We start from the raw sequence: 25,012 nt of genomic DNA, 5'->3' as shown, positions 1-25,012 counted from the left end.
AGAGTCCCGGCGACTGGCTTTTTCTCCACCCGACGTCCCCCCGCGTTGAGTAGCGGGACGGTTTAGAGTCCGGAATTACTTTAACTGCTTCGCGTAGGCGGCGGGTGTCAGCCCGCCCAACGCCTTCTTCGGTCGCTCCTCGTTGTATTCCCGCCGCCAGCGTTCGATCTCGGTGCGGGCGTGCAGCAGGCTGGGAAACCAGTGTTCGTTGAGGCATTCGTCGCGCAGACGTCCGTTGAACGATTCGATGTAGGCGTTCTGGTTCGGCTTGCCTGGTTCGATCAGGCGCAGTTGCACGCCGCGCTCGTGCGCCCAGGCGACCATCGCCTTGCCGCAGAACTCCTTGCCGTTGTCGGTGCGGATGGTCTTGGGCAGGCCGCGAATGACGCCCAGGCGATCCAGCACACGCGTCACGTCGATCCCGGAGATGGCTCGTTCGACTTCGATGCCCACCGACTCATGCGTGGCGTCGTCGACGATGGTCAGGCACTTGAGGACGCGGGCGTCGGCGGTGCGATCGAACACGAAATCCATCGACCACACCTCGTTGGGCGCCGATGGACGACACAGTGGCTGCCGCTCGCTCACCGGCACCTTCTTCCGCTTGCGCCGGCGTACCTGCAACCGTTCCTCCCGATACAACCGCTCCACACGCTTGTAGTTCACCGGCTCGCCGCCCTCCTGCCGAAGCTTCAGGTGGATCATCCCCACGCCGTAGCGCTTGTGCCGCTGCGCCAGCTCCACGATCCGCCGTCGCAGCGCCACGTTGCGGTCTGGCTGCGCCTGATACCGGTACGCGCTGGCGCTCATGCCCACCACGCGCAGCGCGCACCGCTCGCTCAACCCCTTGTCGATCATCTGGCGCACCAACGCTCGCCGGGCCGGTGCGCCTACGGTTTTTTTCGCAGGACGTCCTTGATCACCTCGTTCTCAAGCATCTGCTCGGCCAGCAGCTTCTTCAGCCGCGTGTTCTCCGTCTCCAGCTCCTTCAGGCGCTTGGCGTCCGGCACGCTCATGCCGCCGAACTTGCTGCGCCACAGGTAGTAGGAGGCCTCGCTGAAGCCGTGTTTGCGGCACAGCTCCTTGATCGGCAAGCCGGCATCCGCCTCACGCAGGAAGCCGATGATCTGTTCCTCGGAAAAGCGCTTCTTCACGTCCAATCTCCTTCGGTTGGGGGATTGGACTCCAAACGGCAGTGCTACTCAAAACCGGGGGGACGTCGCACCGCGTACTACTGGAACAATGAGTGCGCGCCAGGATGGCGCGCTGCTTTAATCTGGACCCCTGTGCGGCGGTGAGGCGGGGACGACAGGCCGCGTAGCGGGAGTCGACAGGACGTCGACTCCTTTTCGTACGGGCAGGATGCCCGTTCGAAAAGCCCGGCCCCGGCTCACGGACTTGCCGGGCATGGCGAGGGCATGGATGCCCGAGGTAGAGCAACGCAGGAGCAGTTGCCGGATGCCCGGCAAGCGCCAAGCGGGGTGGCCTTTCTCTTTGGTTACTTTCTTTACTCCGGGCATCCGGCCCTCCGCCCTTCGGGCCGGCTGCGCCGTTCGCGCCCGCTCCCGACGTGCGCGTGGCCACGCAAAGAGAAAGTAACTCGGGCCCCGCAGGGGCACGAAAGCTTTTGCTCTCGCTTGTCGCTTGTTGCGTTTCGTTCCGCGCACGCACAGCAAACTGCATAAGAGCAGCCCCCTCACCCCAGCCCTCTCCCCCGGCGTTGCCAGGGGAGAGGGAGCGAAGCGCGCTGGGGGCAGGTAGTGGCACGGGGCCGGATTCCCCATCCACGCTACAATTGCCGGTTCGCGCTCAAGCCGACCCGCTCCCCATGTCCATGCACCTCGACGAAACCCGCCGCCGCCGCACGTTCGCCATCGTCAGCCACCCTGACGCGGGCAAGACCACGCTGACCGAAAAGCTGCTGCTGTTCGGCGGCGCGATCCAGATGGCCGGCTCGGTGAAGGGGCGCAAGGCGGCGCGGCATGCGACGTCCGACTGGATGGCGCTGGAGAAGGAGCGCGGTATCTCGGTGACCTCGTCGGTGATGCAGTTCCCGTACGAGGGGAAGATCGTCAACCTGCTCGACACGCCGGGCCACGCGGACTTCTCCGAGGACACTTACCGCGTGCTCACCGCGGTGGACTCGGCGCTGATGGTGATCGACTGCGCCAAGGGCGTGGAGGAGCGCACGATCAAGCTGATGGAGGTGTGCCGCCTGCGCGACACGCCGATCATGACCTTCATCAACAAGCTCGACCGCGAGGGTCGCTCGCCGATCGAGCTGATGGACGAGGTGGAGTCGGTGCTCGGCATCGCCTGCGCGCCGGTGACCTGGCCGATCGGCATGGGCAAGCGGTTGAAAGGCGTGTACCACCTGGTGCTGGACGAGGTGCACGTGTTCGAGCCGGGCAAGAACTTCACTCGGCAGGACTCGACCATCTTCAAAGGCCTGGACGCACCGGGGCTGGAGGAAGCGGTCGGCGCGGCCGCACTGGCCGAGCTGCGGGAGGAGCTGGAGCTGGTGCAGGGCGCCGCGCCCTCGTTCGATATCGATGAATACCTGGCCGGCAGGCTCACCCCGGTGTTCTTCGGCTCGGCGGTGAACAACTTCGGCGTGCAGTTGCTGCTGGACTTCTTCGTGGAGCACGCGCCCTCGCCGCGCTCGCGCAGCACCTTGACCCGCGAGGTGTCGCCGGAAGAAGAGAAGCTCACGGGCTTCGTGTTCAAGATCCAGGCGAACATGGACCCGGCGCACCGTGACCGCGTGGCGTTCATGCGCGTGTGCTCGGGCACCTACACCGCGGGCATGAAGATGATCCAGCCGCGCACCGGCAAGGAGGTGCGCATCGCGAACGCGCTGACCTTCATGGCCTCGGACCGCGAGATCGTGGAGACCGCCTACCCGGGCGACGTGATCGGCCTGCACAACCACGGCACCATCACCATCGGCGACACCTTCACCGAGGGCGAGATGCTGAGTTTCACCGGCATCCCCAACTTTGCGCCGGAGCTGTTCCGCCGTGCGCGCCTACGTGACCCGCTGAAGATGAAGGCGCTGCAGAAGGGCCTGGCGCAGTTGTCGGAGGAAGGCGCCACGCAGTTCTTCCGCCCGCTGATGTCCAACGACCTGATCCTGGGCGCGGTCGGTGTGCTGCAGTTCGACGTGGTGGCGTACCGGCTGAAGGACGAATACAACGTCGAAGCGACGTTCGAGCCGGTGAGCGTGGCCACCGCGCGCTGGGTGCACTGCGACGACGAGAAGAAGCTGGCGGAGTTCCGCGAGAAGAACGCGATGAACCTGGCCATCGACGCCGCCGGCGAACTGGTCTACATCGCGCCCACCCGGGTCAACCTGCAGCTGGCGCAGGAGCGCTGGCCGCAGGTGCGCTTCTCGGCGACGCGCGAGCATGCCGCCGCGGTGGACGCCTGAGTCGATTACCGCGAGCGGCCGTAGCGCCGCCGAGCCAGGATCTTGCGGTGCTCGATCCCCTGCCATCAGGCAGGGGACACGCCCTGATGCGCCGTTGCTAGCATGCGCGCTCCATCCAGGGGCCCATCACATGTCGACCGCTTCGCTCGCCTTTTCCACGCCCGCCGACAAACCGCGTTGGCAGCGCTGGCTGATCTTCTCGCCGCTGGCGCGGATCGTGATCTTCGTGGCCCTCACCTGGGCGGCCACCAAGGGCCTGGTGCTCGTGCTGCACGCTTTCGGACTGACCATGAAGGGCGCCTCGCCCGTGGTGGTCGGCTGGCTGCAATTTGCGTTGCGGGCGATTCCGGCGCTGATCGCGTACCTGGTGCTGGTCTACGGCATCGAACGGCGCCGCCCCGCCGAGCTGGCGTTGCGGCGTGTGGCACCGGACGGACTGGCGGGCATCGTCGGCGGCACGGTGCTGTTCAGTGCGGTGGTCGGGGCGCTGTGGCTGCTGGGCAGCTATCACGTCACCGGGTTCAACGCCCAGGCAGCGTGGCTGCCGGCACTGCTCACAGCAGGGCTGGGCGCGGGCATCGGCGAAGAGATCATGTTCCGCGGCGTGCTGTTCCGGATCGTCGAAGAGGGCCTGGGTACGTGGGCGGCGCTGGTGGTGTCGGCGCTGTTCTTCGGCGCGGTGCACATCTCCAACCCGGGCGCCACGCTGTGGAGTTCGGCGGCGATCGCGATCGAGGCAGGGCTGCTGTTCGGCATGCTCTATCACGTCACCCGCTCGCTGCCGCTGTGCATGGGCGTGCATGCGGCATGGAACTTCGCCCAGGGAACGATCTATGGCATTCCCGTGTCGGGGATGGCGGTCGATGGCTGGCTGGTTTCCACCCGCTCCGGGCCGGACTGGTTGAGCGGCGGCGTGTTCGGCGCCGAGGCGTCGGTAGTGGCGCTGACCTTGTGCACCCTGTGCACGGTGGCGCTGGTTGCGGTCGCCTTCCGGCGCGGTTCGATTGTCGCGCCGTCCTGGCGTCGGCGCGGCTGATCCTCAGCGCGCGCTGCGCGGGGATACCCACATGTCGATGCGGGCGCGGAACACTTCCTCGCCCGCGTCGTTGCGCACGCTGACGCGCACGGGCCAGGAATAGCCGGACGCCGCCTCCACCGCCGGCGCCTCCGGGGTGGCCGTGGCGTGCATGGTGCCGACCGCCTTGGCCAAATACTCCACGCTCATGCCCCGCGGAATCCAGCGCATGGAGGCGGGAATGCTGACGTCGGTCATCACGCCCGCGCTCAGTTCGGCAAGGTTGCACAGCGCAATGGCATGCACCGTGCCGATATGGTTGTGCACGCGGCGGCGGTCGCGGATGCGCACGACGCAGCGGCCGGGCTCCAGCGCGATGAAGCGCGGCCCGATGGTGGCGAAGTAAGGTGCCTTCAGGCACAACGCGCGCGCAAACAGCCAGTGGCCCAGCGGCCAGCGGGTGATGCGGCGATACAACGCGAGCACGTTCGACGACATGACGCCCTCCCGAAAAAAGAACAGCGGCCGCAGGGCCGCTGTTCGATCCCTGTGGTGACCGCCCTCAGGCGGCGTCGGCCAGCCCCTTGCCGGTGGGCTCGTCGCGTACCACCGCCGCACGCAGCTCCTTCGGGTCGAAGTCGTCGACCGAGATGAATTCGAAGCTGGCGTCGCGCACCCGCTTGAGCAGGGCCGCCTCGCCTTCAGTGATGGCCGCAGCCTTCACTGCCTCCAGGAGCTGGCTGTCGTAATCGCGCGAAACGAACTGACCGGCCTTCTGCGCCTTCTGGAACTTGCGCTCCACCGGCTCAGCGGCGATCACGTCCGGCAGCAACGCGCACATGCGACCCACCGTGTTGTTGGCGGTGGGGGTGAGGTAGGCCCACTGGGTCAGGCGGTCACGTGCTTCGCCCGGCGCCGTGATGAGCGCCGCCACGCGGCGACCCAGGCGATCCGACGGCGGCACTTCGCGACGGCCGAACGGGAACACCAGCACCCGCAGCAGCCAGCCGACCGGACGAACCGGGAAGTTGCGGATCGCGCCGTCCAGCGCCATCTGCATGCGCCATACGCACTCGTGGAAGGCCCAGGCCAGCAGCGGGCGATCCGCCTCGGGGCGGCCGGTGTCCTCGTAGCGCTTGAGCATGGCGCTGGCGATATAGAGGTAGCTGAGCACGTCGCCCAGGCGCGCGGAGAGCTTCTCCTTGAACTTCAGCTTGCCGCCGAGCACGCCCATGAACACGTCCGCACACAGAGCCAGGGCGGCGGAGTAGCGGTTGAGCTTGCGGTAGTAGCGGCGGGTATACGCGTCGCCCGCGGCGTCGCCGATCGCCGAGCCGGTAATGCCCAAGGTGAAGCTGCGCACCGCGTTGGAGATGCCGAAACCGATGTGGCCGAACAACGCACGGTCGAAGGTCTTCAGACGGTCACCGTAGTCGGCGATCGACAGCGCCTGCATTTCCTTCAGCACGTACGGATGGCAGCGGATCGCGCCCTGGCCGAAGATCATCAAGCTGCGCGTCATGATGTTCGCGCCTTCCACGGTAATCGCGATCGGCACGCCCTGCCACGAACGACCGGCGTAATTCTTCGGACCGAGCTGCACGCCCTTGCCGCCGTGCACGTCCATCGCGTCGCCGGCCACGATGCGGCCCCACTCGGTGGCGTGGTACTTGGCGATCGCCGAGGGCACCGCCGGCTTCTCGCCGCGATCCACCGCCGCCGCGGTCGCACGCGACAGCGCCGCGGTGGCATAGGTGAGGCCGCCGATGCGGGCCAGTGCTTCTTCGACGCCTTCGAAGCGAGCAATCGACAGGCCGAACTGCTTGCGCAGGCGCGCATAGGCGCCGGTGGCAGCCACCGCCATGCGCACGCCGCCGGTGGCATTGGAGGGCAGCGAAATCGCGCGGCCCACCGACAGGCACTCCACCAGCATGCGCCAGCCGTGGCCGGCCATGTGCGGGCCACCGATCAGCGTGGTGAGCGGCGCGAACACGTCCTTGCCGTGCACCGGGCCGTTCTGGAACGGGATGTTCAGCGGGAAGTGGCGACGGCCAATCTGCAGCCCCGGCGTGGAGCGCGGCAGCAAGGCGAGCGTGATGCCGAGGTCTTCCTTGTCGCCCAGCAGGTGCTCCGGGTCGTACATGCGGAAGGCCAGGCCGACCACGGTGGCGATCGGCGCCAGCGTGATGTAGCGCTTGTCGAAGGTGAGCTTCACGCCCAACGTCTCGACGCCCTCAACCACCTGCTTGCAGACAATGCCGTAGTCGGTGAGCGAGGTGGCGTCCGAGCCGGCATACGGGCCGGTGAGCGCGAAGCACGGAATCTCCTCGCCGACGGCCAGGCGCGGCAGGTAGTGGTTCTTCTGCTCCTCGCTGCCGTAGTGCAGTAGCAGCTCGGCCGGACCGAGCGAATTGGGCACCGCTACGGTGGAAGCCACCGTAGCCGACATCGTCGCCAGCTTCTGCAGCACCGCCGAATGCGCCAGCGCGGAGAACTGCAGGCCGCCGTACTGCTTGGGAATGATCATGCCGAAGAACTTGTTCTTCTTGATGAACTCCCACACCGCCGGCGGCAGGTCGCCCAGCTCGTGGGTGATCTGCCAGTCGTCGATCATTGCGCACAGCTGCTCGACCGGGCCATCGAGGAAGGCCTGCTCCTCCACGCTGAGCTCCGGCTTGGGCTGGCTGAGCAGCTGGTGCCAGTCCGGCTTGCCCGAGAACAGCTCGCCCTCGAAGCCGACCGTGCCGGCCTCCAGCGCGGTCTGCTCGGTGTCGGAGAGCTTCGGCGTGACCTTGGCGAAGATCTTCAAGAGCGGCGCGCTGATCTGGCGACGGCGGAACGCCGGCATCAGCAGCGGCACCGCGATGGCCGCCTCGATGATCAGCAGCACCACGGTGGTGACGGGCGCGCCGGCCAGCAGACCGACCACCAGGGTGGTGACACCCGTGGCGATCGCCCACGTGCGCAGGCCGGTGCGATGGTAAGCGCAGGCGCCGGAAGCGATCAGCGCCGCCAGCAGGGTCAATATCACGGACATCTCGACACCCTCGTTGCAGTTTACGTTGGGGTTCAACCCGCCACGGCGCCCGCGGGGGCATCATGACGATCCAGCTCGCCGACGAACGCTGCGATCTCACGCGTGAACGCGTCGTTCGCATCGCCCGCCAGCATGTGCGTGGCGGCCGGCAGCTCCACATGGCGCGCATGCGGTACCAGCTGCAGGAATTCGTTCACCGTGTCGCGCGACACCACGTCGCTGCGTCCACCGGACAGCAGCAGCACCGGCACGTCGACCTTCGCCGCGGCGGCCATCAGGCGCGGCTGGTAGCGCTCGCTCTCGCTGACCACGCCAGCCAGCAGGGCCGGATCCCAGTGCCAGCGAAGGCGGCTGTCGGCGCCTTCGCGCAGCAGCGGGCGCAACTGGTCTTCGCTCTTGCGCTCGCGGCGCTGCGGCAGATAGGCGGCGATCGCCTCGGCGGCGTGGGCATAGTCGACAAAGCCGTCCGGGTGCGCCTGCATGAAAGCGAGGATGCGCTCCACCCCGGCGGTCTCCCAGCGCGGAGTGATGTCCACCAGCACCAGGGCGCGAAACGGCGTCGGCCGAATTTCGCCCGCGACCACCAGGCCGAGCAGACCGCCCATCGACGCGCCGACCAGCACCGGGGGCCGGGGCTGGGCGAAGGCCACGGTGATCAGATCGGTGGCGAACTGGTCCATGTGGTACTGGCCATCGGGGAGCCGATCGCTTTCGCCGTGGCCACGGCTGTCGAAGCTCACGCAGCGGCAACCTGCGCCAGCGAGCGCATCCGCGCTGGCGGCCCAGGCTCCGCGCGTCTGGCCGAAGCCGTGGGCGAACAGCAGCACCGGGTCGCCTGCCGGGTGGCGCGTCTCCACCGACAGCGCCAGGCCGTCGGCAGTAGGGAGGCGCGTCACTTCGGGCAAAGGCTTGACCATACGCAAGAGTATGGGTTGCGATGAGCACCGGCGTCAACTCGCGCCGCACCATGGCGCACGTGGCGCGCTGCACATTGCAATGAGGGGGGCGCCGGCTACCATACGCCGATGAATGCAAACGCCAAATCCGAACGGACCCGCCTCAGCGCCGAGGACTGGGAAGAGGCTGCGCTGCAGCTGATTGCCGAGCAGGGCGTCAACGCGGTGGCGGTCGAGGCACTGGCCCGCCAGCTTGGCGTCACCAAGGGCAGCTTCTATTGGCACTTCCGCACCCGCGAAGCGCTGGTGCAGGCCGCGCTCGAGCGCTGGGAACTGTACGCCGAGCGCGAGATCATCAGCCAGATCGAGGCCATCCCCGACCCGCGCGTGCGCCTGCCCGAGCTGTTCCGCCGCGTGGCACACGAGCTGCAGCCGCACCGAGTCTATGCCGCGCTGCTGAAGGCGCTGGACCATCCGCAGGTGGTGCCGGTGATGGCGCGGGTCTCGCAGCGCCGGATGGAGTTTCTGCACACGGCCTACCGCGAGGCGGGCATGCCGCCGGCCGAGGCGATCAATCGCGCGCGCCTCACCTATGCCGCCTACGTCGGCTTCCTGCAGCTGAACTTCACGCTCGGCCTGCCGCGCATCAGCCACGAGGAATTCGACGCCTACGTCGAGCACATGATCGCGACACTGATTCCGGCCTGATAGGCGCTCCGCGCCGCCAGAACGGCGCCTTCGGGCGCCGTTTTTGCTGCACCCTTCCTTGCAATGCCAGTGCACGTAAACTAGCGTGCGCGCTTCTTTTTCTGGCAAGACCACGGTGAGGAGCACATGGCAAGTTCGCTGCAGGCATTGGAAAGCTGGGTCAACCAGACGGCAGCGCGCACGCGTCCGGCGCGGATCCACTGGTGCGATGGCTCCGATGCTGAATATGCCGCCCTCGTCGAGCAGATGCTGGCCAGCGGCGACCTGATCGAGCTGAACCAGCAGACCCATCCGGGCTGCTACCTGCATCGCTCCAGCCCCTCGGACGTGGCACGCGTGGAACACCTCACCTTCGTCTGCACGCCCGAGCGCGAGGACGCCGGCCCGAACAACCACTGGATGGATCCGGCCGAGGCGCACGCGAAGATGGACGCGCTGTTCGACGGCTGCATGGAAGGCCGCACCATGTACGTCATCCCGTACTGCATGGGGCCGATCGAGTCGCCACTGTCGCGCTGCGGCGTGGAGATCACCGACAGCCCGTACGTGGTCGCCAACATGCGCACGATGACCCGCATGGGGGCCGCCGCACTGGCGCGCATCGAGCGCGAGGGCAGCTTCGTGAAGGGCCTGCACTCCACCGGCGAGTTGGATCCGGAGCGCCGCTTCATCATGCACTTCCCCGAGGAACTGTCGATCCAGTCCTACGGCTCGGGCTACGGCGGCAACGCCTTGCTCGGCAAGAAATGCCACGCGCTGCGCATTGCCAGCCACCAGGCTCGCCGCGAAGGCTGGTTGGCCGAACACATGCTGATCGTCGGCATCGAGAACCCGGCGGGAGACACGCACTACATCGCCGCCGCCTTCCCGTCGGCCTGCGGCAAGACCAACCTGGCCATGCTGATCCCGCCGGAGGGCTATCGCCGTGAGGGCTGGAAGGTGTGGACGGTGGGCGACGACATCTGCTGGATGCGCCCGGGCGAGGACGGCCGCCTGTATGCGATCAACCCGGAGGCCGGCTTCTTCGGTGTGGCGCCCGGCACCAGCGCCAACAGCAACCCGAACGCGCTGGCCAGTGTCGCGCGCGACACCATCTTCACCAACGTCGCGGTCACCGCCGACAACCAGCCGTGGTGGGAAGGCCTGCCCGGCGAGCCGATAACCGACTGGCAGGGTCGGCCGTACGACCCGGCCAACGGCCCGGCCGCGCACCCCAACGCCCGCTTCACGGTAAGCGCGCGGCAGTGTCCAACCTGGTCGGACAAGGCCGAAGATGCGCAGGGCGTGCCGATCAGCGCCATCGTCTTCGGCGGTCGTCGTCCGTCGCTGCTCCCGCTGGTGATGCAGGCGCGCGACTGGACCCACGGCGTGCTGATGGGCGCAGCGATGGGTTCGGAAACCACCGCGGCGGCGACCGGCGCGGTCGGCGTACTGCGCCGCGACTCGATGGCGATGAAGCCGTTCTGCGGCTACCACTACGGCGACTACTTCGCACACTGGCTGTCGTTCGACCAGCCAGGCGCGCAGCTGCCGGCGATCTTCCACGTCAACTGGTTCCGCAAGGGCAAGGACGGCCGCTTCCTGTGGCCGGGCTTCGGCGACAACCTGCGCGTGCTGGAATGGATGATCGACCGCGTCGAAGGCCGCGCCCGCGGTACCGCCACGCCAGTCGGCACGGTGCCGCAGGCGGGTGAACTGCGGCTGGAAGGGCTCGGCCTGCCCGCGAGCGCTCTCAGCGAGCTGCTGCACATCGACGAGGCCGCCTGGCAGCAGGAACTCGAGGCGATCGGCGCCTACCTGGAGGAGTTCTCCCCTCGCCTGCCCGAGGCCCTGGCGCGCGAGCAGCAGCGGGTGGCCGATGCCTTGGCCAGCCGTCCCCGGACGTCGCGCAGCGCCGCCTCGGCCTGATGCACCCACCGGCCGGCGCCTCGCGCCGGCCGGCTCCAAACCTTTTTGCGTTGCGCCGCATCTGAGCTGGCAAGATGCCCACTGCCTGCCTCGCCAACGGATATTCGATGACGCCTGCGCCGATCGCAGCGACTCCCGATGCGGAGGACGCACGCGCCGCGGCCGGCGGCGACCGCGCCGCCTTCCAGCGGCTGTATCGCCGCCACGTCGATCGCATCCACGGTGCGGTGCTGCGCCTGGCCGGCTATGACCACGCGCGCGCCGAAGACCTCACCCAGGACGCCTTCGTGCGGGCCTGGCAGAAGCTCGCCGAGTTTCGCCACGAAAGTGCCTTCGGCACCTGGCTCTATCGGTTGGCGGTGAATCTGGCACTGATGGACATCCGCGCGCGGCACGCCGACCCGGTCGGCTTCATGGACGACGATGCGCTGCCCGAACACGGCGATACGCCCTTCTGCGCCGCCGAACGCGACGAACTGGAACGGGCCATCGCCACGCTGCCGCCGCCGCGCGCGCGCGGTGCTGGTACTGCATGACATCGAAGGCTGGAAGCACGAGGACATCAGCCGGGACCTGGACATGGCCGTCGGTACATCCAAGGCGCAGTTGCATCGCGCCCGCGCACTATTGCGCAAGCTGTTGGGAGAGACCGTATGAACGATTTCGAATGGCGTCGACAACTGCGCGAGCTGCGCCAGCCACAGGCGCCGCGCCGTGACCTGTGGGCGGATATCGAGCGCTCGCTGGACCGGGCCGCTGCGACCGAAGCCACGCCGCATCGGGCAACTGCCACACGCACGACCTGGCTGTTCGCGGCCGGCCTGGCCGCGGTCACCGTGCTCGCGGTCGGCCTGATGCGCATGGCACCGGCGGCGGCGCCCGCCACCTCCACCGACGTGGCCAGCGTGCCGGTATGGAAGCCCGACGATCCACGCCTGGCCGGTGCGGCGATCGAACTCACGGCGGCGCAGTACGAACTGCGCCAGGCCATCCAGCAATCCCCGAATTCGGCGGCGCTGCAGCGCCTGCTCGACCGCACCGAGCAGCAAGAATCACGACTGCGCCAGCTCGGCCACGATGCCAGCTGACGCGAAGGAGAACACCATGCATACCACTCTGCGCTACCTGCCGCTCGCCACGCTGCTTTACGCCGGCCTCGCCTGCGCCGACACGCCGCTGGACCTGACCCACCCCGCAACCCCGAAGGCCCACGTGAGCATCAGCAACATCAAGGGCGAGGTCACCGTGACCGCATGGGACCGCAACGAGGTCCATGTAGGCGGCAGTCTCGGCGATGGCGCGCGGCCGCTGGCGATCACCGGCTCGGACGGCGACCTGGAGATAAAGGTGCAGGCGCAGGGCAAGTCCGGCGTGTTCAACTGGGGCAGCGACAACGCCATGGGCTCGACCACCCTGGACGTGCAGGTGCCGCGCGGCGCCTCGCTGGAGGTGAACGTGGTCAGTGCGCCGCTCAGCGTCGATGGCACCGACGGTGGCGCGATCGAAGTGAACTCGGTCAGCGGCAAGGTGCGCATCCATGCGCGCACGCCTTCGCTGCAGGTAGACAGCGTCAGCGGAGGCATCGAGCAATCCGGGAAGGCCGACCGCGCCGAGTTGCAGACGGTCAGCGGCGACATCCTCGCCCCGTCGCTCGGTGATCAGGCCAAGCTGGAAACGGTTTCGGGCCGCGTGCAGGTGCGCGGTGGCCCGTGGCAGACCTTCACGCTGAGCACGGTGTCCGGCGATGTCGATGTCAGCGGCGGCCTCGCCGCCAACGGCCGGATGGATATCGACAGTATGAGCGGCGACGTGCAGCTGTTGCTGCCTGCCGATGTCGCCGCCGCCATCCACGCCAGCAGCTTCAGTGGCGACCTGCGCAGCGACTTCGGCAAGGCCGAGCACAACGAGCACGGTCCGGGCAGCGAGCTGACCGTCCAGCAGGGCAGCGGCAGCGCGCGTATCGGCGTGGAGAGCTTCAGCGGTGACGTGCGAATCCGCCGCCAGGGCGACTGAGCGGTAGACACCCGTATACGAAAACGCCGTCGCTTTTGCGACGGCGTTTTTGTTCGATCAGATCGGAAATCAGAGGTCCTGGTGGTACTGCACGTACGGCGTACGCGACTGGTCCGGCTCGGGGCCGGCCGGCGTATTGGACGGCGTTCCCGACGACCACAGGTTCTGCGCACCCACGCTCAGCTGGCCCTGCCAGGGAAGCTTCCAGGTCACGCCGAAATCGATGCTGCTCCAGCGGCGATCCGGGCTGTAGGCACCGGGAATGCCGGCCGAGGGCTGCATCACGCGCCCCACCAGGCTGCCGCTCAGCGGACCGCGGTCCACGCCGAAGCTCAGTGCCTTCTGGTCGAGCATGTCCACGCCCAGCAGGTTGCCGGGCAACAGATGGATGCGGCCCACGCTGGCGCCGAGATCGATTCCGCTGCGGCTGTCCAGCGCCACACGGCCACGCGCGTTGAGCTGCGCGCTGCTGCCGAAGGAAGACAACCCGTTCACCCCCGGCAGCGCGCCGGGAAGCACGCGCGGCAGACGCGCCGCGCCGTTGGCAGTGTCCGCCCCGACGCTCAGCCCCAGGCTGTAGCGCCCGGCACTGTAGGTGGCGCCCACTTCACTGCCGAGCACGCGGTAAGGCGCATTGCCCCAGGAATGCTCGACAACCCCCGCATGGGCCTGCAGCGATGGCCCCAGCCGGTACTGCAGGTTGCTGGAAAGCACGCTGCCCGCATCGACCACGCTGAAGGTCAGGGGCGTGTCGGCGGCAAGGCCACCCGCCGGCTGCTCGTCTGCACGCAGCATCAGCATGCGGCCATCCGCGCCGCGCCAGAGCGGCACGGCCACTCCCGGCTGCACTTCGGCCATCTGGTCGGGCTGCTGCGCCAGCAGGCGCGCGGCCATGTCGTGCGAATCGCCCATCCACGCCTGGGCCGCCGCGGAAAGCGGCAGCAGGGCGGTAATGACAAGGGCAAGCGCGCGACGCATGGCGGCGAAAGGGCTATCCGGTGGATGGAACGTGGCGGGAGTATAGCTCGCTTTACGTTTTACTAACAGCCTGCAAAGCCGTCCTGGCGCACAAAATCCGCGGCCAGGGCGCCGCTTGGACTGCCCGCCAGGGGACCGGGTTCCCGCCGCCCGGAACGGCCCACGGCCGGCGACAAAGGGCCGCTGGCGAGATATAAAGGCCGCCTGTTGTTTCTTCATGCCGGGTTCACCCATTTCGATGAGCTTTGCGTCCACCCAGAGCGCGCCCGGAGCCGATCGAAGCGGCCTCCGGCCCCTCGCGCTGCACGGCGCCATCGAGCAGCTTTTTGCCGCCGCCGACGCGGCCGGCGTGATGGACATCTGCGAGCGCCTGCTGGCCGGTCTGAACATTCCCGGCCGCCTGCGCTGGCGCCTGCATGGCGATGTGTGGACGCCCGACCCCGGGCTGCGCCAGCTCGACCTGGCTGACGACCCGCAGGGCCTGCGCACCCTCACCCTGGAATGTCCGATCCCGCCGATGCCCGCGCCGGTGGAGGTCGAGCTGGCCTGGCTGGGGCGCATCATTACCTCGCGCCTGCGCCAGTTGGCGGAAACGGCGCGGCTGTACGAGGCGATCTCGCGCCTGGCGCTGGCCGAGCGCCTGCAGCGGGCGCTTTACGCAATTGCCGAACAGGCCGGTGCCGACCACAACATGCCCGACATGATGCGTGCGCTGCACGGCATCGTGGGCAGCCTGATGTACGCCGAGAACTTCTACATCGTGCTCTACGACGAAGCCACCGACAGCGTGCGCTTCCCGTATTACGTGGACACGATGGATGCCGAGCCGCCGCCGCCCGACGAGAGCGTGCCGCTGAAGGACATCGAGTACAGCCTCACCTGGAACCTGCTCAAGGCCGGGCAGCCGATCATGGGCTCGATCGACGAGGTGTCGCAGCTGCTGCAGGGGCGGCTGGTGCCGATCGGCCCCAACTGCGAGCACTGGCTCGGCGTGCCGCTGCTGCGCGAGGGGCGCGTGGTCGGCGGCATCGTGATGCAGAGCTATCGCGACGACACGCGCTACACCCAGAACGACCGCGAACTGCTCAGCTACGTGGCCCAGCACGTGCAAACGGCGCTGGAACGGCGCGCGGCACATGCCGAGCTGGAGCGCCGCGTCACTGACCGCACCGCCGCGCTGCGCGAGGCCAATCGCGTGTTGCGCCAGCAGGTGCTGCAGCGTCAGCGCGGGGAACGCCTGCAGGCGGCGCTGTTCCGCATCGCCGAAATGGCCAGCGCACCGGAGAGCCTGGAAGGCTTCTACGCGGCGGTGCATCGCATCATCAGCGGGCTGATCTACGCGCGCAATTTCTACATCGCGCTGCTTGACGACGACGGCAAGCAGATCACCTTCCCCTATTCCGTGGACGAGGTGGACAGCGTGCGCCCGCCGCGCAGCCACGGCCGCGGCGCCACCGAATACGTGCTGCGCCATGGCAAGCCGCTGCTGGCCGATCCGGCGGAGATCGACCGGCTGGTCGCGCTGGGCGAGATCAACCAGTTCGGCGCGCGCTCGGTGTGCTGGCTGGGCGTACCGCTGGTGTGGAACGAGCGGGTGATGGGCGTGCTGGCGGTGCAGAGCTACACGCCCGAGCACACCTATACGGCGCGGGACCAGGAACTGCTCACCTTCGTCAGCTATCACATCGCCAACGCGCTGCAGCGCAAGCACACCAACGAGTCGCTCAAGCAGGCCTATGCCAGCCTGGAGCGCCGGGTGGACGAGCGCACCCGCGCGCTGGCGCTGGCCAATCGCGACCTGCGCGAGCAGATCGCCGAGCGCGAGCGCGTCGAGCGCCGGCTGAAGTACGAGACCCTGCACGATTCGCTCACCGGGCTGCCCAACCGCACCCTGCTGCTGCAGCGCCTCGACCATGCGCTGGCCCAGTACAAGGCCGATCCGCAGCGACTTTTCGCGGTGCTGTTCATCGACCTGGACCGCTTCAAGGTCATCAACGATTCGGTCGGCCACCTGGTCGGCGACGACCTGCTGTTCCAGGTCGGCGGGCGTATCCGCGCCTGCCTGAAGACGCGTGACCTGGTGGCGCGCCTGGGCGGCGACGAATTTGCGGTGCTGCTCGATGGCATCTCCGATGGCGACATGCCGCTGCAGATCGCCGAGCGCATCATTGCCGAGCTGCAGGTGCCGTTCCGCCTCGGCATCAAGGAGATCTTCACCTCCGCCTCGATCGGTATCGCCCTGCCCTCGATGCACTACCAGCAGCCGGAAGAACTGCTGCGCGACGCGGACGCGGCGATGTACAGCGCCAAGGACGATGGCCGCCACCGCGCCGCGCTGTTCGACGACCGGCTGCGCCACGAGGCGCTGTCGCTGCTGGAGATGGAAGGTGACCTGCGCCGCGCGCTGTCACGCAGCGAGTTCGTGCCGTATTACCAGCCGGTGGTGGCGATCGAGGACGGCCGCATCGTCGGCTTCGAGGCGCTGCTGCGCTGGAACCACCCCGAGCGCGGTGTGCTCACGCCTGGCGACTTCCTGATCGTGGCCGAGGAAAGCGGCTGCTCGGAATCCATCGACTGGCAGATCTTCGAGCAGGTGTTCGCCCAGACCACGGCGCTCACGCGCGGCGAGGGTTTCGTCAGCATCAACGTTTCCGGCCGGCATTTCCGGCTGCCGGACCTGGACGAGCGACTGCTCGCCGCCATGGAGCGCCACGGCGTGGCAGCGCAGGCCATCCGCATCGAGGTGACCGAGCGTGCGCTGCTGGAGAATCCGCCGCAGGTGAAGCGCATGCTGGAGAACCTGCGCCAGCGCGGCATCATGATCTCGCTGGACGACTTCGGCACCGGCTACTCCTCGCTGAGCTACCTGCACCAGTACCCGATCCAGACGCTGAAGATCGACCGCTCCTTCATCACCGAGCTGCCCTCGGACCTGGCCCAGCTGGATGCCAACCAGGGCCTGGCGGTGGTGCGCGGTATCCAGGTGCTCGCCGACTCGCTGCAGATGCAGGTGATTGCCGAGGGTATCGAGGAGGATTACCAGCGCCAGGCGCTGCTGCGCATTGGCACGCGCTACGCGCAGGGCTTCCTGTTCTCCACCGCCCGACCCGCCAGCGAGTGGCTGGGCCCGAACGCTCCCACGCACCTGCTACCGGCGATCGGATAACCCGATCGGCCGGCCGCATGCCACGCTGGCTTACTGCGCGGTCGTGGGCGCGTCGGCGCTGCCGGCGTCGCGCAGCAGGTGCTCCGCGTCGATCGGATCGAAGGTGTAGCGCTGCGCGCAGAACTCGCAGATCACCTCGATCTCGCCATCGCGGGCGGCCAAAGCGGCCTCCACCTCTTCACGCCCCAGCGCACGCAGCATCGCCGAGACGCGCTCGCGCGTGCAGCTGCAGCCGAACGCCAGCGGGCGCGGTTCGAACAGCCGCACTTCCTCTTCGTGGTACAGCCGGAACAGCAGCTGCTCGGGGGCCGTCGCGAGCATCTCGGCCGCGCCCAGCGTGGCGGTGAGGTGTTCGATGCGCGTCCAGGCATCGTCGTCATTCACTGCGTCGTGACCGCCTTCGCCCGGCAGCTGCTGCAACATCAGGCCGACCGCGTGCTCGCCGTCGGCGGCCAGCAGGATCCGCGCCGGCAATTGCTCGGACTGGGCGAAGTAATTCTCCAGTGACGGTGCGAGCTCGGCATGCTGCAGGTCGACCAGGCCCTGGTAGCGCTGGCCCCGCTCGGCCTGGCCGATGGTGATGGCCATCACCGCGCCGGCGAGGGAGGACAGCGCGAGCGGCTCGGGTAGCGGATCGGCCCAGCGCGCCAGGCCGCGCAGACGACCGCGATCGGTGCATTCGGTGAACAGCAGGCGCAGCGCGTCGGCACTCTTGAGCTCGATCGACAGCGCCCCGTCGAGCTTGATGTTGCCCGTCAGCAAGGCGCTGGCGGCCAGCGACTGGCCCAGCAGGTCGCGCAGCGCCGGCGGGTAGTCGGCGCGACCGGCCACCTCGCGCCACGCCGCGCCCAGGCGCACCAGCACGCCGCGCACGCCGGCGCGCTCGAGCAGGAATCGGTGCAATACGTCTTCGACCAGGGTGGTTTCCACAGGCAGCCTCGCAATCGGTTCAACCCCGCGATGTGGGGGCGTTGCTCGCGCCTCACAACGGTATCGCCGGGCGCCCTTATACTGGCGATTCTGCCGCTCGCCGCCTGGCCATGCACCCACGCTTTCGACTGTCCCGCCTGCTGCGCTGGATCGGCCTGCTCGCCCTGAGCTGGATCGCTCTGAGCTGGCTGTTCGTGCTGGTGCTGCGGTTCGTGCCGCCATGGACCTCGGCGGTGATGATGGAACGCCAGCTCGGTGCCTGGGTGCATGGCGAGAAGGATTTCCAGCTGCACCATCGCTGGGTGCCGTGGTCGCAGGTGTCGCCGTGGGTGCCGCTGGCGATGGTGGCCGGCGAGGATCAGAAATTTCCGTTTCACCACGGCTTCGACTTCGACCAGATCCAGGACGCGCTGGACGCCGCCGACGAGGGCAAGCGCCTGCGCGGCGCCAGCACGATCAGCCAGCAGACGGCGAAGAACCTGTTCCTGTGGAACGGCCGCAGCTTCGTGCGCAAGGGACTGGAGGCGTACTTCACGGTGTTGCTGGAAATCACCTGGCCGAAGCAGCGCATCCTGGAGGTGTACATGAACATCGCCGAGCTCGGCGATGGCATCTACGGCGTGGGCGCTGCCAGCGATGCCTACTTCCACGTGCCGCCGGCTCGGCTCGGCCCGGCCCAGGCGGCGCGACTGGCCGCCGTGCTGCCCAGCCCGCGGCGGATGCATGCGGACCGGCCAAGCGCCTACGTGCTGCGCCGCGCGGACTGGATCCAGCGCCAGATGGCGCGACTCGGCGGCCCGCCCTATCTGGAAAGCGACACGCCGCCGGCCGGCACCGGTCGTCGATGAAGGCGCTCCGCCCGTCACCCTCATCAGCAGGCTTTCGTCCACGTCACGGTCATACCCCATGCCCCAGCTGACCATCGTCGTTCCCGCCTATAACGAAGCGAGCGTCCTGGACGATTTCCACGCGCGACTGCTAGCCGTGGTCGACGGCCTCGCCGTCGACACCCACGTGCTGTACGTGGACGACGGCAGCCAGGACGACACCTGGGAGCGGATCGTCCGCCACTGCACCGACGCGCGCGTGGCCGGCCTGCGGCTGTCGCGCAATTTCGGCAAGGAGGCGGCCCTCACCGCCGGGCTCGACGCGGTGAGCGAAGGCGCGGCCGTGGTGATCGATGCGGACCTGCAGGACCCGCCCGAGCTGATCCCCGCGCTGATTGAGCCGTGGCAGGCGGGCTACGACGTGGTCTATGCCACGCGCAGCGCCCGCGCCGGCGAGAGTGCGCTCAAGCGCTTCACCGCCGCGGCGTTCTACCGGGTGATGGAGCGGCTGTCGGACACTCCGCTGCCGCGCGACACCGGCGATTTCCGCCTGCTGTCGCGCCGCGCGCTCGATGCCTTGGGCCAGCTGCGCGAGCGCCAGCGCTTCATGAAGGGGTTGTTCGCCTGGATTGGCTATCGGCAGACCTCGATCCGCTACGAACGCGATCCGCGCTTCGCCGGCGACACGAAATGGAATTACTGGCGGCTGAGCCAGCTGGCGGTCGAGGGCATCACCTCGTTCTCCACCGCGCCGCTGCGGCTGGCCACCTGGGTGGGGCTGGGCGCGGCGGCGTTCGCCTTCGTCTACGGCCTGTGGGTGATGGCCAAGGCGCTTTTGTGGGGTGACCCGGTGCGCGGCTATCCCACGCTGATGGTAGTGATCCTGTTCCTCGGCGGCGTGCAGTTGCTGGCACTGGGCGTGATCGGCGAATACCTGGGCCGTAACTACGCCGAGAGCAAGCAGCGGCCGCTGTATTTCATTGCCGAGCGCCGCCGCAACGGTTCGTGACCGGCACCACGGTTCACACTGCGGCAACACCGCCCGACCGGCCACGGCGCTAGACTCGTTGCAGGGTCCACGCGCGGGAGGCGGTCATGAATCAGGTCAAGCATCTGCTCGAGATCAAGGGCAACGCCGTGCATGCGGTCGCGCCCGACACGGCCGTGCTGGAAGCCATCCGCCTGATGGCCGAGCGCCGGATCGGCGCGCTGCTGGTGATGCGTGGCGAGCAGCTGGTGGGCATCGTCTCGGAGCGGGACTACGCGCGCAAGGTGATCCTGCAGGGCAGGTCGTCCGGGGGGACCCCGGTGTCCGAGATCATGAGCGCGCCGCCCGTCACCGTGGGGCCGGACACCGAAGTACTCGAATGCATGCGCCTGTGCACGCACAGCCGTATCCGCCACCTGCCGGTGGTCGAAGGCAACGCCGTGGTGGGTGTGATCTCGATCGGCGACCTGGTGAAGGCCGTGATCGACGAGCAGGCCGAGCAGATCGAGCAGCTGCAGCGGTACATCACCAGCTGAGCGCGATCGCGCTGTTTTCTAGCGAGCGTGCGGGTCGACGGGTTCGTCCGGCACGGCGGCGGGAACATCGGGCAACAGATCCGGCGACTGCCCGGCGCGGCGCGCCACCCAAGTCGCCACGGTCGACACCATCACACCGATCAGCGCCATGCCGCCCACGCCAATGCCCGCCGTGCCCAGCACGCTGACACCGCTGGTGACCACCAGATCGCCAAAGCGCCAGACCGTGGTCTCAATGAAGTTCTTGCTTTTGTATCGCGTCTCGCGCGGCACACGCGTATACAGCGCGTCGCTGGCGGGCTTGGTCATGCCGTAGGCAAAGCCGCGGCTCACCGCCAGCATCATCGCCACCAGGGGCACCGTGGCGCCGGCCAGCGCCAGGCTGCCTTGGCCACCGATCATCACCACCGCCAGCAGCACCACATTCACCAGTGCCGGCAGCACCAGCCCCCAGCCGGCGCCCCAGCGCGTGAGCAGCCAGCGCGTCGCCGTCAGTTGCAGCAGCGCGCCGAGCCCGTTCACCGCCAGATCCAGATGGGCATAGAACGCGGTGCGCAGTTCGCTGGTGGCCAGATGAGACTTGGCGTAGTCGGCCACCAGCGCGTAGGCGAGCGTACCGATGCCATCGCCCAGCAACATGAGGATCGCCATGTAGCGCAGGAACGGCCGCGACCACAGCTCAAGCACGCCCGCCCACAGCGAACCGCCGATGGCCTCCTCGTTGCGCGACGGGCGTCCGGCGGCATCGTGCGTGGACAGACGTAGCAACAGCACCAGCGCCGCAGCGAGCATCAGCGCCGACACCACCAGCAGCGGCGCTACGCCCAGCAGCCCGACCAGCAGGCTGGTCACCATCGGCCCGAATACGGCGCCGGCCATGCCGCCCAACGCGATCAGCGGGAATGTCCGCCGCGCCTGCGCGCTGTCGAAGATGTCCGCCATGAAGCTCCAGAACAGCGACACCACGAACAGGTTGAACACGCTGACCCAGACGAAGAACACCACACCCAGTTCGCGCGCGCCGATGCGCTCCTGCGCCAGGAAAGCAGGCACGAAGGCAATCAGGCAGGCGATGAAGAAGCAGTAGCTCCAGCCGAGCAGGCGGCGGCGGGGAAAGCGCGCCACCATCGCGCCGAATACCGGAGTCAGCACCACCATGGCAATGAACGTGCCGAGGTAGAACAACGGCAGCTGCGACGAGCCCACCGCGCCGCTCAGCTGATCGCGTACCGGCCGCATGATGTAGTACGAGGTCAGTACGAAAAAGAACGCCGCAGCGGACAGGGCGGCGGCACGACGCTCGCTCGCGACGGCCTGGGGGAGTGGAGTCACCGGGGAGTTCCAGCGGGGGTCCGGCAAAGACTAGCATGCACCGTACGGGCGCCTTCCGGTGCCGGGGGACGGGGATGAACTACGACTACGTCATCGCGGGTGCCGGTTCGGCCGGTTGCGTGCTGGCCAACCGGCTGAGTGCGAATCCGAACGCGCGCGTGCTGCTGCTGGAGGCCGGCCCGCGTGACTGGAATCCGCTGATCCACATGCCCGCTGGGCTGGCCCGGCTGGTGAAGGTGCGCAGCGTGAACTGGAACTACGACACCGAGCCCGAGCCGCAGTTGCTCGGCCGACGCCTGTGGTGGCCGCGCGGCAAGACGCTGGGTGGCTCCAGCTCGATCAATGCGATGTGCTACATCCGCGGCGTGGCCGGCGACTACGACCGCTGGGCGGCAGCTACCGGCGACGCGCGCTGGCGCTGGGAGCACGTGCTGCCCTGGTTCGTGCACAGCGAGGACAACAGCCGGGGCGTCGACGCCTTCCACGGGACCGGCGGCCCGCTCGGCGTGTCCGACCTGCGATACCACAACGTCCTCTCGGACGCGCTGATCGAGGCGGCTGCCGACGCCGGCTTCGTCGGCAACCGCGATTTCAATGGCGCCTCGCAGGAGGGCTTCGGGCTGTACCAGGTGACCCAGCGCGACGGCGCGCGCTGCTCCACTGCGGCCGGCTTCCTCCGGCCAGTTCGCCATCGGCCCAACCTGCACGTGCGCACCGGCGTGCTGGTCGAAAAGGTGTTGATCGAGGGCGAGCGCGCCGTCGGCGTGCAGTTGCGTCGCGGGCATGGCAGCGAGCGCATCGAAGCGGGCCAGGTGCTGCTGGCGGCCGGCGCGATCAACTCGCCGCAGTTGCTGATGCTCTCGGGCATCGGCCCGGCCGACACGCTGCGCGCCCAGGGTATCGACGTCGCGCTCGACCTGCCCGGGGTCGGCGCCAACCTGCAGGACCATCTGGACATCTGCACCCTGGTCGGCAGCACCCAGCCGATTACCTACGACCACCTGAGCGAGATCAGCGCGGGATGGCGCTACCTCAGCCAACGGCAAGGGCCGGGCACGTCGAACATCGCCGAGGCGGGCGGCTTCGTGCGCAGCCGGCTGGCGACGGACGAGCGCTGCGACCTGCAGTTCCACTTCGTGCCCGCGCTGCTCGACGACCACGGCCGCCACCGCCTGCCGGGCGACGGCTACACGCTGCATGCGTGCTATCTGCACCCACGCAGCCGCGGCCGGCTGCATCTGCAGTCGGCCGATCCGGGCCAGCCCATCGCCATTCACGCCAATTATCTCGGCGATGGCGAAGGCCATGACCTGGCCCGCATGATCGAGGCCGCGAAGCTGTCGCGCGAGATTCTCGCCCAGCGCGCGTTCGACCCGTACCGTGGCAAACCGGTGTTCCCGGAAAGCGAGCTGCGCAGCGACGCCGACTTCGAGGGCTTCATCCGACGCAAGGCAGAGTCGATCTATCACCCCGTCGGCACCTGCCGGATGGGGGAGGATGCCGAGGCCGTGGTGGACAGCGAGCTGCGGGTGCGCGGTATCGAGGGGCTGCGGGTGATCGATGCTTCGGTCATGCCCAGCCTGCCCACCGGCAATACCAACGCACCCACGATCATGATCGCCGAGCGGGCCAGCGCATGGCTGCAGGGCCTGCCTGGCTGATCCTCCGCGCGCGGAACCGATAGGGCCGAACGTGGTCTGAGCGCGACGCCCCGATTGCCGTACCGCAGCATGTTCGCCTCGTTGTCGCCGCGGGCGAAGTCGACCACAATCGGCCGATCAGAAGCATGACCGGCGTGCCGGTAATCCCCCATTCTTCGGCTGCTTCACGCCGAACGCATTCCCAGAGCAGCATGCCGTTCCGTCCATTGTCCCTCGCGCTCGCCAGCGCCCTCGTCCTCCCGGCCGCCGCAGCTTTCGGCCACGCCTCCGCCCATCAGGCAACACCGACCCCGGTGGTGTCCAACACACCATCGGCACAGTTGCCGCCGGCGCGGGTGAAGGAGGCGCTGGCCGACTACCGCCACTGGCTCGACGAACTCGCGCGGCGCCGATCGGTCGCCGGCCTGGCCACGGCGGTGGTGGTGAACGACAAGGTTGCCTTCGAGTACACCCTGGGCTATGCCGATGCGGCGACCAAGGAGCCGATCAAGCCGCAGACGGTGTTCCGGCTGGCCTCCCTGTCCAAGGCCTTCGCCACCGGCCTCACTTCGCTGCTGGTGCGCGACGGCAAGCTGAGCTGGGATACGCGCCTGGTCGACGTGCTGCCGTTCTTCAAGCTCAAGGACATGCAGGCGGCTGAGAAGGTGACCGTCGGCGACATCCTCGGTCAGCGCGCGGGGCTGCCGCGCAACACCTACGACAACATGCTCGAGGACGACGTGCCCTACGAGGAGCTGGTGCGCAAGCTCGACGAGGTCGACATGACGTGCGGCCCCGGGCAGTGCTACGGCTACCAGAACGTCGCCTTCAGCCTGATCGGCGACGTGATCTACGCCAAGACCGGCGACTTCTTCTACCGCCTCGTGGACAAGCGCCTGTTCTATCCGCTGGGCATGAAAACGGCCAGCTACGGCCGCGCAGCGCTGGAGGCGAGCCCGAGCTGGGCGCACCCCCATCGCGCCATGGGCCACGGCCAGTGGCGACCGTTCGAACCCAACGAGGCGTACTACCGGGTCGCCCCGGCGGCCGGCGTCAACGCCAGCCTGCGCGACATGGAGCAGTGGCTGATCGCGCAGATGGGCGGTCGGCCGGACGTGCTGCCCGCCGAGCTGCTTGCCGTGCTGCACGCCCCGGGGATTTCCACGCCGATCGAGATGCACTCCACACCCTGGCGGCGCGCACGCATCACCGCGGCGCATTACGGGCTGGGCTGGCGCGTGTTCACCTACGGCGGCGAGACGATGATCTTCCACGCCGGCGCGGTGGAGGGTTACCGCACCATGATCGGCTTCCTGCCCAAGTACCACACCGGCATCGTCACGATGTGGAACTCGGCCGGCGCCACGCCTTCCGGCCTGATGCCGATGATGTTCGATCGCCTGCTTGCACTGCCGCACGTGGACTGGGCCGGTCTGGAGAGTCCGCCCAAGCCCGTGGGCAAGCCGGTGCGGAAACGCCCGCGCGCGAAGCGGATCCGCCACCGCTGATGTCGCGCCCCCGGCGCGGCTCGCTATCGGCGTCGGCGTCGGCGCTTCACCGTGTAAACGAAAACGGCCAGCGATATCGCTGGCCGTTTTCGTTTCTGCC

19 protein-coding genes and 1 pseudogene are annotated in these 25,012 nt (G+C 68.2%); 13 read left to right on the top strand and 7 right to left on the bottom strand.

Annotated features, from left to right (window positions below):
* Positions 1–75: 75 nt before the first annotated feature.
* A protein-coding gene (locus ACQVBX_RS18085; protein WP_431634034.1) for an IS3 family transposase occupies positions 76–1,154 on the bottom strand; the annotation gives its coding sequence in 2 pieces (ribosomal slippage) (positions 76–896 and positions 896–1,154; 1,080 coding nt in all).
* Between the two features lie 674 nt (positions 1,155–1,828).
* Between ACQVBX_RS18085 and ACQVBX_RS18080 the strand changes: the two genes are divergently transcribed.
* Positions 1,829–3,430, top strand: coding sequence for a peptide chain release factor 3 (locus tag ACQVBX_RS18080; protein WP_431635850.1), 1,602 nt, complete (start codon positions 1,829–1,831; stop codon positions 3,428–3,430).
* Positions 3,431–3,560: 130 nt separating this feature from the next.
* Complete coding sequence (locus ACQVBX_RS18075) at positions 3,561–4,466, top strand: CPBP family intramembrane glutamic endopeptidase (protein WP_431635849.1); 906 nt, start codon at positions 3,561–3,563, stop codon at positions 4,464–4,466.
* 3 nt (positions 4,467–4,469) lie between these two features.
* Here the strand turns inward: ACQVBX_RS18075 and ACQVBX_RS18070 are convergent, their stop codons facing one another.
* From ACQVBX_RS18070 to ACQVBX_RS18060, 3 genes are all read right to left on the bottom strand, one after another.
* Positions 4,470–4,943: a hotdog fold domain-containing protein gene (locus ACQVBX_RS18070; protein ID WP_431635848.1), complete on the bottom strand. Its 474-nt coding sequence runs from the start codon at positions 4,941–4,943 to the stop codon at positions 4,470–4,472.
* Between the two features lie 64 nt (positions 4,944–5,007).
* Positions 5,008–7,482, bottom strand: coding sequence for an acyl-CoA dehydrogenase (locus tag ACQVBX_RS18065; protein ID WP_431635847.1), 2,475 nt, complete (start codon positions 7,480–7,482; stop codon positions 5,008–5,010).
* Positions 7,483–7,514: 32 nt separating this feature from the next.
* Positions 7,515–8,399 (bottom strand): alpha/beta fold hydrolase, encoded by an 885-nt coding sequence (locus ACQVBX_RS18060; protein ID WP_431635846.1) that lies wholly within the window; start codon positions 8,397–8,399, stop codon positions 7,515–7,517.
* A gap of 108 nt (positions 8,400–8,507) precedes the next feature.
* On the opposite strand from ACQVBX_RS18060, the gene ACQVBX_RS18055 reads away from it, so the two are divergent.
* The 5 genes and pseudogenes from ACQVBX_RS18055 (at position 8,508) to ACQVBX_RS18035 (ending at position 13,007) form a co-directional block, all read left to right on the top strand.
* Positions 8,508–9,086, top strand: coding sequence for a TetR/AcrR family transcriptional regulator (locus ACQVBX_RS18055; protein ID WP_431635845.1), 579 nt, complete (start codon positions 8,508–8,510; stop codon positions 9,084–9,086).
* A 126-nt stretch (positions 9,087–9,212) separates the two neighbouring features.
* The gene (locus tag ACQVBX_RS18050; protein WP_431635844.1) at positions 9,213–10,994 is read left to right on the top strand and encodes a phosphoenolpyruvate carboxykinase (GTP); all 1,782 of its coding nucleotides are present in this window, start codon (positions 9,213–9,215) and stop codon (positions 10,992–10,994) included.
* Positions 10,995–11,101: 107 nt separating this feature from the next.
* A pseudogene (locus ACQVBX_RS18045) lies at positions 11,102–11,651 on the top strand (RNA polymerase sigma factor).
* Positions 11,648–12,082, top strand: a complete 435-nt coding sequence (locus ACQVBX_RS18040) for a hypothetical protein (RefSeq protein ID WP_431635843.1) — start codon at positions 11,648–11,650, stop codon at positions 12,080–12,082. The pseudogene ACQVBX_RS18045 and the gene ACQVBX_RS18040 overlap by 4 nt, the downstream one beginning before the upstream one ends.
* A gap of 16 nt (positions 12,083–12,098) precedes the next feature.
* Entirely contained in the window at positions 12,099–13,007 is a 909-nt protein-coding gene (locus tag ACQVBX_RS18035; RefSeq protein WP_431635842.1) for a DUF4097 family beta strand repeat-containing protein, read from the top strand.
* 69 nt (positions 13,008–13,076) lie between these two features.
* Here the strand turns inward: ACQVBX_RS18035 and ACQVBX_RS18030 are convergent, their stop codons facing one another.
* A complete protein-coding gene (locus ACQVBX_RS18030) occupies positions 13,077–13,985 on the bottom strand; it encodes a hypothetical protein (RefSeq protein WP_431635841.1) in 909 nt (302 codons plus the stop codon).
* Between the two features lie 238 nt (positions 13,986–14,223).
* Here ACQVBX_RS18030 and ACQVBX_RS18025 point away from each other — a divergent pair, with 238 nt between their 5' ends.
* Positions 14,224–17,151 carry a bifunctional diguanylate cyclase/phosphodiesterase gene (locus ACQVBX_RS18025; protein WP_431635840.1) on the top strand — a complete coding sequence of 976 codons (2,928 nt, stop codon included), beginning with the start codon at positions 14,224–14,226 and terminating at the stop codon, positions 17,149–17,151.
* Between the two features lie 30 nt (positions 17,152–17,181).
* Here ACQVBX_RS18025 and ACQVBX_RS18020 read toward each other — a convergent pair whose 3' ends face one another.
* Positions 17,182–18,081, bottom strand: coding sequence for an Hsp33 family molecular chaperone HslO (locus tag ACQVBX_RS18020; RefSeq protein WP_431635839.1), 900 nt, complete (start codon positions 18,079–18,081; stop codon positions 17,182–17,184).
* A 110-nt stretch (positions 18,082–18,191) separates the two neighbouring features.
* Here ACQVBX_RS18020 and mtgA point away from each other — a divergent pair, with 110 nt between their 5' ends.
* The 3 genes from mtgA (at position 18,192) to ACQVBX_RS18005 (ending at position 20,432) form a co-directional block, all read left to right on the top strand.
* Positions 18,192–18,929: a monofunctional biosynthetic peptidoglycan transglycosylase gene (gene mtgA, locus ACQVBX_RS18015; RefSeq protein ID WP_431635838.1), complete on the top strand. Its 738-nt coding sequence runs from the start codon at positions 18,192–18,194 to the stop codon at positions 18,927–18,929.
* 58 nt (positions 18,930–18,987) lie between these two features.
* Positions 18,988–19,917: a glycosyltransferase family 2 protein gene (locus tag ACQVBX_RS18010; RefSeq protein ID WP_431635837.1), complete on the top strand. Its 930-nt coding sequence runs from the start codon at positions 18,988–18,990 to the stop codon at positions 19,915–19,917.
* Positions 19,918–20,003: 86 nt separating this feature from the next.
* Complete coding sequence (locus tag ACQVBX_RS18005; protein ID WP_431635836.1) at positions 20,004–20,432, top strand: CBS domain-containing protein; 429 nt, start codon at positions 20,004–20,006, stop codon at positions 20,430–20,432.
* A gap of 18 nt (positions 20,433–20,450) precedes the next feature.
* On the opposite strand, the gene ACQVBX_RS18000 is transcribed toward ACQVBX_RS18005, so the two are convergent.
* The gene (locus ACQVBX_RS18000; protein WP_431635835.1) at positions 20,451–21,764 is read right to left on the bottom strand and encodes an NTP/NDP exchange transporter; all 1,314 of its coding nucleotides are present in this window, start codon (positions 21,762–21,764) and stop codon (positions 20,451–20,453) included.
* Positions 21,765–21,838: 74 nt separating this feature from the next.
* On the opposite strand from ACQVBX_RS18000, the gene ACQVBX_RS17995 reads away from it, so the two are divergent.
* On the top strand, positions 21,839–23,425 hold the full coding sequence (locus tag ACQVBX_RS17995) for a GMC family oxidoreductase (RefSeq protein ID WP_431635834.1): 1,587 nt from the start codon (positions 21,839–21,841) through the stop codon (positions 23,423–23,425).
* A 191-nt stretch (positions 23,426–23,616) separates the two neighbouring features.
* Positions 23,617–24,912, top strand: a complete 1,296-nt coding sequence (locus tag ACQVBX_RS17990; protein ID WP_431635833.1) for a serine hydrolase domain-containing protein — start codon at positions 23,617–23,619, stop codon at positions 24,910–24,912.
* The last annotated feature ends 100 nt before the right edge of the window (positions 24,913–25,012 follow it).

The organism is Dyella thailandensis (assembly GCF_050749815.1).
Classification (GTDB): domain Bacteria; phylum Pseudomonadota; class Gammaproteobacteria; order Xanthomonadales; family Rhodanobacteraceae; genus Dyella_A.
This window is presented reverse-complemented; position numbering and strand designations above follow the sequence as displayed.